General features: G+C 40.3%; 11 protein-coding genes and 3 tRNA genes. 6 read left to right on the top strand and 8 right to left on the bottom strand.

Going from position 1 to position 12,029, the window contains the following annotated elements; genetic code table 11:
• The first annotated feature begins 10 nt into the window (after positions 1 to 10).
• The 5 genes from sufC to JI723_RS11725 all read left to right on the top strand — a co-directional run bounded on the left by sufC (position 11) and on the right by JI723_RS11725 (position 5,139).
• The gene (sufC, locus tag JI723_RS11745; protein WP_070929762.1) at positions 11 to 757 is read left to right on the top strand and encodes a Fe-S cluster assembly ATPase SufC; all 747 of its coding nucleotides are present in this window, start codon (positions 11 to 13) and stop codon (positions 755 to 757) included.
• The gene (sufD, locus tag JI723_RS11740) at positions 732 to 2,036 is read left to right on the top strand and encodes a Fe-S cluster assembly protein SufD (RefSeq protein ID WP_070929761.1); all 1,305 of its coding nucleotides are present in this window, start codon (positions 732 to 734) and stop codon (positions 2,034 to 2,036) included. Before sufC ends, sufD begins: the two co-directional genes overlap by 26 nt.
• Positions 2,037 to 2,043: 7 nt before the next feature.
• Positions 2,044 to 3,282: a cysteine desulfurase SufS gene (sufS, locus tag JI723_RS11735; protein WP_272579709.1), complete on the top strand. Its 1,239-nt coding sequence runs from the start codon at positions 2,044 to 2,046 to the stop codon at positions 3,280 to 3,282.
• Positions 3,283 to 3,418: 136 nt separating this feature from the next.
• A complete protein-coding gene (sufE, locus tag JI723_RS11730) occupies positions 3,419 to 3,835 on the top strand; it encodes a cysteine desulfuration protein SufE (protein WP_070929759.1) in 417 nt (138 codons plus the stop codon).
• Between the two features lie 227 nt (positions 3,836 to 4,062).
• On the top strand, positions 4,063 to 5,139 hold the full coding sequence (locus JI723_RS11725; RefSeq protein ID WP_140179132.1) for a L,D-transpeptidase family protein: 1,077 nt from the start codon (positions 4,063 to 4,065) through the stop codon (positions 5,137 to 5,139).
• Positions 5,140 to 5,224: 85 nt separating this feature from the next.
• On the opposite strand, the gene JI723_RS11720 is transcribed toward JI723_RS11725, so the two are convergent.
• From JI723_RS11720 to JI723_RS11695, 6 genes are all read right to left on the bottom strand, one after another.
• Positions 5,225 to 5,464 carry a major outer membrane lipoprotein gene (locus JI723_RS11720; protein WP_070929757.1) on the bottom strand — a complete coding sequence of 80 codons (240 nt, stop codon included), beginning with the start codon at positions 5,462 to 5,464 and terminating at the stop codon, positions 5,225 to 5,227.
• 659 nt (positions 5,465 to 6,123) lie between these two features.
• Positions 6,124 to 7,536 carry a pyruvate kinase PykF gene (pykF, locus tag JI723_RS11715; protein WP_070929756.1) on the bottom strand — a complete coding sequence of 471 codons (1,413 nt, stop codon included), beginning with the start codon at positions 7,534 to 7,536 and terminating at the stop codon, positions 6,124 to 6,126.
• Positions 7,537 to 7,946: 410 nt separating this feature from the next.
• Positions 7,947 to 8,023: transfer RNA gene (locus tag JI723_RS11710), tRNA-Val, on the bottom strand.
• 26 nt (positions 8,024 to 8,049) lie between these two features.
• A tRNA-Val gene (locus JI723_RS11705) sits at positions 8,050 to 8,126 on the bottom strand.
• Between the two features lie 26 nt (positions 8,127 to 8,152).
• Positions 8,153 to 8,229, bottom strand: a tRNA-Val gene (locus JI723_RS11700).
• Between the two features lie 159 nt (positions 8,230 to 8,388).
• Positions 8,389 to 9,762, bottom strand: a complete 1,374-nt coding sequence (locus JI723_RS11695; protein ID WP_337979392.1) for an MATE family efflux transporter — start codon at positions 9,760 to 9,762, stop codon at positions 8,389 to 8,391.
• Positions 9,763 to 10,044: 282 nt separating this feature from the next.
• Between JI723_RS11695 and JI723_RS11690 the strand changes: the two genes are divergently transcribed.
• Positions 10,045 to 10,701: a riboflavin synthase subunit alpha gene (locus tag JI723_RS11690; protein WP_140179134.1), complete on the top strand. Its 657-nt coding sequence runs from the start codon at positions 10,045 to 10,047 to the stop codon at positions 10,699 to 10,701.
• A 155-nt stretch (positions 10,702 to 10,856) separates the two neighbouring features.
• On the opposite strand, the gene JI723_RS11685 is transcribed toward JI723_RS11690, so the two are convergent.
• Positions 10,857 to 11,144: a putative quinol monooxygenase gene (locus tag JI723_RS11685; RefSeq protein WP_272579711.1), complete on the bottom strand. Its 288-nt coding sequence runs from the start codon at positions 11,142 to 11,144 to the stop codon at positions 10,857 to 10,859.
• A gap of 26 nt (positions 11,145 to 11,170) precedes the next feature.
• A complete protein-coding gene (locus JI723_RS11680) occupies positions 11,171 to 11,926 on the bottom strand; it encodes a helix-turn-helix transcriptional regulator (RefSeq protein ID WP_140179136.1) in 756 nt (251 codons plus the stop codon).
• Between the last annotated feature and the right edge of the window lie 103 nt (positions 11,927 to 12,029).

The raw sequence follows: 12,029 nt of genomic DNA, 5'->3' as shown, positions 1-12,029 counted from the left end.
GCATGTTGATATGTTAAGTGTTAAAAATTTACATGTAAGTGTTGAAGGTAATGAAATATTAAAAGGCTTATCATTGGAAGTGAAACCGGGTGAGGTTCACGCCATTATGGGGCCAAATGGTTCGGGTAAAAGTACGTTATCTGCAACCCTTGCGGGTCGTGAAGAGTATGAAATCGACAGTGGTGAAGTGACCTTCAAAGGTAAAGATCTGCTAGAGCTTGATCCTGAAGAACGCGCTGGTGAAGGGGTTTTCCTTGCTTTCCAATACCCAGTAGAAATCCCTGGTGTCAGTAACCAATTTTTCCTGCAAACTGCGGTAAACGCGGTTCGTGAATACCGTCAGCAAGAAGCATTAGACCGCTTTGACTTCCAAGATTTTATTGAAGATAAAATTCAATTATTGGAAATGCCTGAAGATCTGCTAACACGCTCAGTAAACGTTGGTTTCTCGGGTGGTGAAAAGAAACGTAATGATATTTTGCAAATGGCGGCCTTAGAGCCACAGCTATGCATTTTAGATGAAACCGACTCAGGTTTAGATATCGATGCATTGAAAACTGTTGCAAATGGTGTCAATTCACTGCGCTCTCCAGAACGTTCATTTATTATCGTGACGCACTACCAGCGCATTCTAGATTACGTCAAACCTGATTTTGTTCACGTGTTATATCAGGGGAAAATCATCAAATCAGGTGATTTCAGCTTGGCGAAAAAACTGGAGGAGCAAGGTTATGGCTGGCTTATTGACCAACAGTGAGAGAGCAGGTAAACGTGGTCAAGTCGCTGCTTTAAATGAGCAAGCCATGGCGCGTTTTGCAACACTTTTCGAACAACGTGCAGGTGCTAAATCGCATCATGCAGCAGCACATTGGGAAAAGGCTAAACAAGTTGGTTTACCACCGTTTCGTCATGAGGACTGGCACTACACCCCTTTGCATACGGTATTAAAAACCCAATATCACTTTGCTGAGCAATCTATTAATGAGCAAGCGTGTGAGGCATTAGCACTATCAATAGACGCTTATCGAATTGTCATGATTGATGGTCGTTATAGTTCAGCGTTGAGCTCAATTGATATGGGGCCATTCCAAGTTGCTTTGTTAGATAATCAAGATCTTTTGCCTGATGCAGTGAATAGCGAGATCTTCTTACACTTAACTGAAAGTCTTGCACAGCAACCGATTGTGATCCACCTTGCCGCCAATCAAGTGGCACAGAAGCCTCTTTATCTTCTGAATATTTCCAGTGGAAATGAAGGCACAGAGGTCAATACGAGCCAATATCGTTATCATATTGCGCTAGGTGCAAATAGTCAGGCTCAAGTTATTGAGCACTTTGTCAGCACAAATGACTGTGCTCACCTGACAGGTAGCCGTTTGACCGTTGAAGTCGGTGATAATGCGCAATATCAGCATTTTAAACTGAACAATGAGAACCATCGTTCACAGCATTTTGCTCACAATGACATTGTAGTTGGTCGTGATAGCCAAGTGCTTAGCAGCAGCTTTTTACTGGGTGGGGCACTAACGCGTCATCATACTAGTGCTCAGCTGACAGGGGAAAATGCTAATTTATCACTGAATAGCTTATTATTGCCGAAAGATAACGAAATTGTGGATACGCGCACTTATCTTGAACATAACGCAAGCCATTGTGAAAGCAGACAATTACATAAAGTCATTGCAATGGATAGCAGTAAAGCGGTATTTAACGGCATGATTAAAGTCGCACCGAGCGCCTTAAAAACTGATGGTCAGATGGGGAATCATACCTTATTACTTGGAGAGCAAGCTGAAGTTGACACCAAACCTCAGTTAGAAATCTATGCTGACGATGTAAAATGTGGCCATGGTGCAACAGTGGGACGTATCGATGATGAACAGTTGTTCTACCTACGTTCAAGAGGGATCGACGGCAAAGCTGCAAAACATATGATTATTATCGCATTTGCTGCTGAGTTAACCGAATCAATTGGTTCAGATGAACTCAAACAAGCGGTTATGGCGAATATACGTCGACGCTTAGCAGAGGTTTAATACGCAAATGACATACAACGTAGCAGCAGTAAGGCAGGATTTTCCTGCCTTGTCTCAAAATATCAATAATCACCCGTTGGTTTATCTTGATAGTGCAGCTAGCGCACAGAAGCCTCTTCAAGTGGTTGAAAAAGAGAGCGAGTTTACGTTGCACCATTATGCTGCGGTACATCGGGGTATTCATACCTTAAGTGCCCAAGCGACAAGTATGATGGAAGAAGTTCGTCAAAAAGCGGCTGATTTTATCAACGCTTCGTCTGCCGAAGAAATTGTCTTTGTCAAAGGCACTACAGAAGCGATTAATTTGGTTGCGAATACCTTTGGTCGCAAGTTCATTAGTCAGGGTGACAACATCATCATTACTGAGATGGAGCATCATGCGAATATTGTGCCATGGTATATGTTAGCTGAAACTATTGGCTGTGAAATTCGTGTGCTTCCTGTTTCCGATAATGGTGAACTGGAACTTGCTGAGCTTGAAGCATTAATTGATGCCAAGACCCGTTTACTGAGTTTTACTCACATCTCTAATGTTCTAGGCACTGTTAACCCAGTTAAAGCGATCATAACGCAGGCTCGCTCATTTGCAGCCTCTTGTGGGGCTCAGCTTCACGTATTAGTTGATGGTGCGCAAGGTGCGATGCACAGTGTTGTTGATGTACAAGATTTAGATTGTGATTTTTATACCTTTTCTGGGCACAAACTGTATGGTCCAACAGGAATTGGTGTACTTTACGGTAAAAAATTGCTATTAGATGACATGCCGCCATGGGAAGGCGGCGGAGCTATGATCCGCAATGTTAGCCTAAAAAAAGGGATCACTTATGCAGATGCGCCATGGCGCTTTGAAGCAGGAACCCCAAACGTCAGTGCGATTATTGGCTTAGGCGCTGCTTTTGATTATCTCAATACTTTGGGAAGAACAGTGGCATTTGCTTATGAAAAGTCGATTATGTCCTATGCATCGCAAAAATTGAAAGAAGTTCCTTCATTAGTTTTATATGGCAATGAGCAGCGGGAAGGAGTACTTGCTTTCAATTTGGGTGAGCATCATGCTTATGATGTCGGCTCATTTTTAGATCAATATGGTATTGCAATACGTACAGGTCATCACTGTGCATTACCATTGATGGAACGGTATAAAGTTCCAGCAATGTGTCGTGCTTCTGTTGGGATCTATACAACAAAAGAAGAGATAGATTCTTTATTCAATGCATTACAACGGATTAAAAAATTGTTAGGCTAAGTGCTATAGCTTGATTGTTTTTGTCATCATTGACTGAAAAGCCAATAATAAATTGGCTTTTTGTTTATGGGCTGAATGATCGTTGTCATCAACAATCAATGTAACCTTAGAACTTAGATTAAATAAGGAAAGTAGTATGCCAGCTTTGCCCGATGAACATAAATTACTGCGCAATTTCTCACGTTGTCAGGACTGGGAAGAACGTTATCTGTATATGATAGAGTTAGGTGGACGTTTAACTGCTTTAACAGAACAACAGCGTAGTGATAGTAATCTGATTGCGGGTTGTCAAAGCCAAGTTTGGATTGATATGCAAAAACAAGCCGATGGGCAGATTATTTTTGCGGGTGATAGTGATGCGGCAATTGTAAAAGGGCTAGTTGCAATCGTAATTATTCTTTTTCAGGGTAAAACTGCAGAGCAAATTTTAGCTGTGGATGTTAAAGCTTTTTTCTCTCAGCTTGCGCTAGAGCAGCATTTAACTCCCTCGCGGACTCAAGGTTTAAACGCGATGATCCGCACAATCCTTACGCGCGCAGCACAATTACAATAACTATCCAATGAGTGGAAGAGATGGTTTCTCCACTCGTTTTCGCCTTAATCCTATCAACATTTTTTCCTTAAATTGTTAATTTATTTGCTGACTGTATCTCGCTGTTTCATAAGCAAAGCAATGATTATTACTCATAATATATTCAATAGGTATTAAAGATATGTAGTATAGTTGCTATTATGTACATCTTAGCGTGATACAAATGTTGTTTTTTCCTTGGAGTCGGTATGAAAAAAGTGTTAACTGCAGCAAGTTTGTTTGTAGCGAGTGCGTTGCTGTCACCAGTGCAAGCAATGGATTATCCATTACCTGATGGCAATACACGCCTGATCGGGGAAAACTCAATTTATGTTGTTCCTAATGATGGTCGCTCGTTAGAAATGATTGCCAGTGAGCATCAAATTGGATTACTTGCAATGTTAGAAGCTAATCCCGGTACTGATCCCTATTTACCTGAGGCAGGCAAAGAACTGATCATCCCTTCACAGATGCTACTGCCTTCAACACAAAGAAGCGGCATAGTCCTTAACCTAGCTGAATTAAGACTTTATTACTATCCAGCAGGAAAGGATGAGGTGGTGGTCTACCCAATAGGAATTGGTCAATTAGGTCGTGATACACCTGAAATGGTCACATCAGTCAGCCAGTTAATTAAAGATCCGACATGGACACCTACAGCGAATATTCGTAAAAATTACGCTAAAGAAGGAATTACATTGCCGGCGGTTGTTCCTGCGGGACCAGATAACCCAATGGGCTTATATGCATTGCGTCTATCCTATGGTCATGGTGAATATTTGATCCACGGTACTAATGCTGATTTTGGTATCGGCATGCGCGTTAGTTCTGGCTGTATTCGTTTGCGTCCTGACGATATTGAAGCGTTATTTAAAACCGTTCCTAAAGGAACACGTGTTCAAGTTGTGAACCAGCCGGTTAAATATTCTAAAGAGCCAGACGGTAGCTATTATATTGAAGTGCATCAACCGCTGTCTAAAAAGCCAAGTGATGATCCTCAGACAATGCCAATTGCTTTGAGTGATGATTTTAAACGCTTTCTTGAAAATGAAGAAATAGATAAAGCGCTAGTCGAAAAAGAGCTGGCAAGACGTTCAGGGTTGCCAGTTAAGGTGAATAAAGGGCAGGACGCTGAAATACAGTCTCAGTATGAGCCTGAATATGCATCAAGCGAAGATCAGCAGGATGAAAGTGCTAATGAGCAAGGCAAATATCCAGAGCTAAAGCCAATTGACTCGTTTACTATTTCTCAACCACAGCCAATCTATAACGAATCAATAAACTAACCAGCAAAAAATAAGGGCCTAAATTAAGGCCCTTTATAAAGAAATGAGTTAAAGAACATTCCGTTAACTCATTGCCAGTTCAAACTTACTTTTTGTAAGAACGAACTTGGTTGTCTAGACGTTGGTTAGCACGAGCTGCTTCTTGTTGTGCAGTTTGTACTTCAGCACGGATAGTCTGAACATCGTTGCTCAGCTGATCAACTTTACCATTCAGCGTTTGCACGTCTGAAGAGAGTTTTTGCACTTCAGTGCTGTTAGAAGAACAACCCGCCAGTAATGCTGAAGCTAATACGATAGAGCCCAGTACAATTTTAGTACGAATCATTATTTTACCCTCTAGATAGATTTATCTTGAAAATATAAAAGTAAGCTACCAACAAAATAGATATCAGACAGTCATTCTACATCTACTTATTCCATATGAACAACGTTATGCATTTATGGAATGGTGCTCACTTAGTCTTATGCTAGTACTTAATTTCCGTTTTTGCTAGAAATACTTTACGCCGGAGAGTAGGAAAAATAAGAAAAAATTTAATTTTTGGCTCACGCGGCTATTATTTAATCAAATCAGTTGCATTCTGAGATATACGTCTAATATAGCAAATGAATAATAGATTGCAATAAAGCCATAAATTGAAAAATTCTCTAATGAAAGCATTTTATGTTAAACCGAAAATAGCACCTCAGTTTTGCTTCAAGTGGGCGATTTAACTTAAGTTAATGGAGGGGAGGATTTATTGGTTGGATAAAAATCGGTGAGAGCAAAGTATCAAGACTTGGCATTCCAAATAATTAGAGGGCGAGCAGGCATATAGAAAAGAAAGTGTTCGACGTGAGTGAGCTCGATTATTAATGTTTAACCAAAAGCGTTGTAACTTGCAGTAGGATGAATATAACCAAAATAAAAAGCGGAAACACAAATGTCCCCGCTTTCATCAAATATCGAAACCTTATACCGTGATTAAACAGTAGAATCGATTATTATAATACATGTACTGAAGAGGTATTTGTCGTACCACTTGGCACTAACGCACCAGACACCATGACAATCGCATCACCTTCTTTCGCTAATCCACTATTCAGTGCTGCACGCTTACCTTCACGATAAAAATCATCAGTAGAAGTAAAACCACCTACCATCATAGGTACTACGCCTTTGACTAATAATAGCTGACGCGCGGTTTCTTCATTGGTAGTTAACGCTAAAATAGGGGCTGTTGGGAAGTATTTACGTACTGATTTTGCCGATTTACCACCAAAAGTTGCGACGACGATCAGAGGAACATCTAATTTTTCAGACATTTCAACTGCGCCACGGCAAACGGCTTCGGTAACGCGTAAGCGCTGACCTGGTTTTTGGCTATCAATACGTGATGGCATAACACGGTCAGTACGTTCACAAATTGTTGCCATGATGGTGACAGCTTCAATAGGGTATTTACCTTTGGCACTTTCACCCGATAGCATAACCGCATCGGTCCCATCGATAATTGCGTTAGCAACATCACCAGCTTCTGCGCGGGTAGGGCGTGGATTTTTGATCATTGAATCTAACATTTGTGTTGCAGTAATAACAACTTTACGTGCAGCAACACATTTTTCAATCATCATTTTTTGTGCAAAAATAACTTCTTCAACGGGGATTTCAACACCCAAATCACCACGAGCAACCATGATGCCGTCAGACGCTTCTAAGATTTCATCAAAGTTGTTTAAACCTTCTTGGTTTTCGATCTTAGAAATGATTTGAATGTTTTCTCCACCATGTTTTTTCAGGTGAGCACGAATTTCTTCAACATCAGAGCGTTTACGGATAAAGGAGGCAGCAACAAAGTCAACGCCTTGTTCACAACCAAACACCAAATCTTCTTTATCTTTATCTGCAAGTGCAGGTAAACCAATGGAAACACCTGGTAGGTTAACGCCTTTTTTCTCGCCTAAATCACCGTTATTTAAGACTTCACAGATTACCTCAGTCGCAGTGACATCTTTGACTTTCATGCCAATGAGCCCATCATCGACCAAAACAGTATCGCCTGCGTTGAGATCTGAAGTTAAACCTGAGTATGTGACAGCAACTTTATCTTTATTACCAATTACTGAGGTATCAGTAGTAAATGTGAATGTCTGGCCTGCAACGAGAGAGACGTCATTACCGCCTTCCAATTTCATAGTGCGGATTTCTGGGCCTTTAGTATCAAGCAAGATAGCTGCTTGTTTACCTGTTCTTGCGCAAACTGCGCGTAGGTTTTTAATGCGTTGACCATGCTCTTCATAGTCGCCGTGAGAGAAGTTAAGACGCATGACATTCATGCCTGCATCAAGAAGTTGACTTAATTTTTCTTCTGATTCGGTTTTTGGGCCGATGGTACAAACAATTTTCGTTTTTTTCATGGCAGTCTATCTAAAGGTTATAAAAGAAATCGGTATTGTCGCCTGATCTCATGAAGCACACTGACTTGTCAGTGTTGCGCAACGTATTGTAGTAAGAATAGGCGACAGTCTGGTGTTTAATGCAATTATGTTGTGAATTAGATCTCATATTTTATTGTCATTATTGTAGTTCTGATCTAATACACAAAAGCTAACTTACTGATTTGTTTCTAGTGAAACCTTTCAGCTTGTGCGCTTATTATAGACAACAAAAAACTGTGAGACAAATCAAATTTTTAAAAATTAGATTAAGAGGCAATACAGATCAAAAGAAATGATGATTTTAGGTGAATGAGTTGCGCAACAAAAGAGAAAGACTGAAATATTGATAATCGTTGAGGTAGCGTATTGAAATAATGAATATTCTAGAATGGTGCGTCCGAGTAGACTCGAACTACCGACCCCCACCATGTCAAGGTGGTGCTCTAACCAACTGAGCTACGGACGCATCGTGATTTCGTTGACGTTGTGAAATGGTGCGTCCGAGTAGACTCGAACTACCGACCCCCACCATGTCAAGGTGGTGCTCTAACCAACTGAGCTACGGACGCATCGTGATTTCGTTGACGTTATGAAATGGTGCGTCCGAGTAGACTCGAACTACCGACCCCCACCATGTCAAGGTGGTGCTCTAACCAACTGAGCTACGGACGCGCTTCAAAACTGTCAAGGTGACAACGGGAACGAATATTAACGTCCTGTTGTCGTTCTGGCAAGGGGAAAATGTATTTTCGTGATAGTTTGCTCGTATTTACAGCGACTAAGCGAAAAATACATCTCCCTAAGATATTAACCTGCTGATTATTCGTTCAATTAACGTGTTGAACGTAATAAAACGAAGCTATCAGGCTGCTTATGGATCCACCAAATACGTCCTGCCATACCAATTGCAGAAGCACTCAGACCGATAATAAAACCAATCCAAAAACCTTGAGGGCCCATTGGTTCGGCAAACAGATCCGTTAACGCTAGAGCGTAGCCAATTGGTAATCCTAATAGCCAGTAAGCAGTAAAAGTAATAAAGAAGATCGAACGTGTATCTTTATAACCACGCAGAATACCTGCGCCAATAACCTGTACTGAGTCTGAAAGTTGATAGATTGCTGCAAATAGCATCAAACTTGATGCCAATACGACAACTTCAGGGTTTTTGTTGTACATCAGTGCGATGGGTTCGCGCAGGGCTGCGGTAACAATTGCGGTCAAGGAAGCTAATAATAAACCGACCGCTAAGCTCGTATAGGACGATATTTTTGCCGCTTCAGTTGACTGTTGACCTAGGTTGTAACCTACACGGATTGTTGCCGCGATACCTAATGATAGCGGGAACATAAACATCACCGAACTAAAGTTCAATGCGACCTGATGCCCAGCAACAGCGACTACGCCCAGTGGTGCAACTAATAATGCAACAATGGCAAATAAGGTCACTTCAAAAAATAATGCTAATCCGATAGGCACACCTAAAACAAAAATACGTTTTAGGATAAGTGGGTCAGGGGAAGCAAACCGCAGCGTTGCATGGATGTCACGCTGCGAAGGCGCTTTTCTGACATACCAACGCATTAAGATACACATCACCCAATAAACTGATGCTGTTGCAACGCCACATCCTACGCCACCTAATGCAGGTGCGCCAAAATGCCCATAAATAAAGATATAGTTGATAGGGATATTGACCATTAAACCTAGGAAGCCAATGACCATACCTGGCTTTGTTTTGGATAATCCTTCACATTGGCTACGATAAACTTGATAGAATAAATAGCCCGGCGCACCCCACATGATAGCATGTAAAAAACGAACCGATTTATCCGCTAATTCCGCATTCATATGCGGCATATTGCCAATAATAAGTTTGCTATTATAAAGCAAAAAGATCACGCCAAGTGATAAGAAAAACGCTAACCACAGCCCTTGTTGAACTTGATTCCCTATCAAATTACGGCGACCTGAACCATTCATTTGCGCCACGATAGGCGTCAGTGCCATTAATAGCCCTTGTCCAAAAAGAATAGCCGGTAACCAAATTGAAATTCCGACAGCAACTGCTGACATCTCAATTTCACTGACACTACCTGCCATAACCGTATCCACAAACCCCATTGCAGTTTGTGAAAATTGGGCAAGAATGATCGGGATGCCGAGAGCAAGCAAGCTACGCGCTTCTGTAAAATATTTCTGCACGCACACACCTTTAGAGTAATAAATGCTAATAAAAAGAATATAAAGAAGGAAATGCCAATGATTTACGATAAATCAAATACTTACTGTTAGCGTTATATTTTAACTCTTTTAATAGTGTTAGCCAATGACTCATAAGGATGAATTTTAAATAAAGGCATTTATTGACATGCATACAGCATAAAGTTGAATAGTTATCGCCATCAACAAACCGCTCAAATCAGATAGATCTCTCAAAAATGTCAGGTAAACTGAGTCTATTAATTCAACCTACTGAGAATCATTATGTTTACAGGTATTGTTCAGGGCACGGCCCCAATTATTGAAGTTACAGAGAGAGCCAATTTTCGTACCCATGTAATGAAATTCACACCAGATCTACTCGTTGGTTTAGAAACTGGCGCTTCTGTTGCGCATAATGGTTGTTGTTTGACAGTCACAAAAATTGAAGGTGAACAGGTTAGTTTTGATTTAATCAAAGAGACTCTTAGGCTGACCAACCTTGGTGAACTACAAGTCGGTGATGTGGTTAATATAGAAAGGGCCGCTAAGTATGGTGATGAAATTGGTGGTCATGTTGTGTCGGGGCACATTGTAACGACCGCTGAAATCAGCAAGATCTTCACTTCAGAAGATAATCACCAGATTTGGTTATCTATTTATGATAAATCACTGATGAAATACATTTTGCACAAAGGTTTTGTGGCAATTGATGGTATTAGCTTAACGGTTGGAGATGTCATCAATAACCGCTTTTGTGTTCACTTGATCCCTGAAACCTTAGCGAGAACAACCTTAGGGAAAAAACGCTTAGGTGATAAAGTTAATATCGAGATCGACCCACAAACCCAAGCAATTGTTGATACAGTAGAGCGTGTGCTATTACAAAAAGAGCAAGAGAAAAAAGCACAGCAGGCTGTGTCGCAAGAGAATGATATGTAAATTGAAGTCTTAGATATTCACTAAAAAATGCTATATCACCCGTATTGTATCGGTGTTATAGCATTTAAAAGTTAGGGGAGGGGGCATCAGCCCTGTGTATTTTGTAGTTAACTATTAGTGGGTATTGCTCTAATACCTATCGTTAATTTGTTTAGTTAAACAGTTTGTTGGTAATTTTCGCTGAAGTTAATTGAAATACTCGCATTGTCACGTTCAATTGCTTCGACTAAACGTTTAAAATGCTCTGATTTTTTATGCATTTCAAGGGCTGCGGTGCTTTCCCATTCTTCAAAAACGATATAGCCATCCTCTTTAGTAATCAGATCATACTTGATGCATCCTTGCTCACGTCGACTTAATTTCGCTAAATTTTTGACGATGTCTTTAGTTAAAAATCCGTTTTTATTTTCCGTTGTGATTTGTGCGTATACAACAATACTCATTCCGTTCTCCTTATGTGTATTGAGAACTATCTTAAAGTTTGCTTTGCGATTGTATTGTAAAAAAACGAATAATCAGACTTTAAGAATGCGGAAGGTGTCATCGTAAAATATCGTTTAAAATCACGATAGAAGTGTGATTGGTCATAATAACCTGTTTCTAGCCAGCGGTAGGTATCCTGCTCTTTCAGCATAGCTTTAAGTAATTGTTCTAAACGACAATTAATCTGATATCTCTTAGGGGTAATACCATATTCTTTTAAAAATTCTTTTTGTATAAAACGTGCGCTATATCCCGTTTCATCGGCAATATCTGTGATCTTTTTAGTGGGATTGCGATAAAGAATATTGAGTATATCATCGATTAATTGGGGCTGTTTTAACGCTTTGGTACGGACAAAGCAGTCTAACAGTCCTTTAAAAGAGGAATTTGCTAAATCTAGATACCAAGGCTCTTGCCAAATGTCAGCTAAGGCGGTTGGCTTATCAGTATAAGATAATGTTCGTTCAGGGAGCAGAAAACGCACCGCATCATGGCGAACACGCAATACCATCAAATTTCCATTATTCGGTTTAGCTGTGAAGGTATCAATGCGAGGGATAACAAGTTGATATTTATTTGTTTTTATATGGTTTTCAGTAGATATGCATAACTCTTTGGATGAAACCCAAATCTCCGCGCCAGTACCCGGAAACACTTTTATTGGTACCGTAAATTTTTTAAGAATTAACACTGAGCTGATAAAACCATTCAATTCAGCAGGCGGATAATACTGTTTGAGCATAGCTTACCCATGGTGAGTTATATAATTAGCCCATGATAACCATTTTTAGGGGAAAAACTAATGAAAATAGTATTTATAGATGAACTAAGGCGCTATATCAAAA

Source organism: Providencia manganoxydans, assembly GCF_016618195.1.
GTDB lineage: Bacteria > Pseudomonadota > Gammaproteobacteria > Enterobacterales > Enterobacteriaceae > Providencia > Providencia manganoxydans.
The sequence above is the reverse complement of the archived record's forward strand: the minus strand, read 5'-3'. Positions and strand labels throughout refer to the sequence as shown.

Coding starts and splice junctions, on each gene's coding strand:
- sufC (WP_070929762.1), top strand. CDS start 11: ATGTTAAGTGTTAAAAATTTACATGTAAGTGTTGAAGGTAATGAAATA.
- sufD (WP_070929761.1), top strand. CDS start 732: ATGGCTGGCTTATTGACCAACAGTGAGAGAGCAGGTAAACGTGGTCAA.
- sufS (WP_272579709.1), top strand. CDS start 2,044: ATGACATACAACGTAGCAGCAGTAAGGCAGGATTTTCCTGCCTTGTCT.
- sufE (WP_070929759.1), top strand. CDS start 3,419: ATGCCAGCTTTGCCCGATGAACATAAATTACTGCGCAATTTCTCACGT.
- JI723_RS11725 (WP_140179132.1), top strand. CDS start 4,063: ATGAAAAAAGTGTTAACTGCAGCAAGTTTGTTTGTAGCGAGTGCGTTG.
- JI723_RS11720 (WP_070929757.1), bottom strand. CDS start 5,464: ATGATTCGTACTAAAATTGTACTGGGCTCTATCGTATTAGCTTCAGCA.
- pykF (WP_070929756.1), bottom strand. CDS start 7,536: ATGAAAAAAACGAAAATTGTTTGTACCATCGGCCCAAAAACCGAATCA.
- JI723_RS11690 (WP_140179134.1), top strand. CDS start 10,045: ATGTTTACAGGTATTGTTCAGGGCACGGCCCCAATTATTGAAGTTACA.
- JI723_RS11685 (WP_272579711.1), bottom strand. CDS start 11,144: ATGAGTATTGTTGTATACGCACAAATCACAACGGAAAATAAAAACGGA.
- JI723_RS11680 (WP_140179136.1), bottom strand. CDS start 11,926: ATGCTCAAACAGTATTATCCGCCTGCTGAATTGAATGGTTTTATCAGC.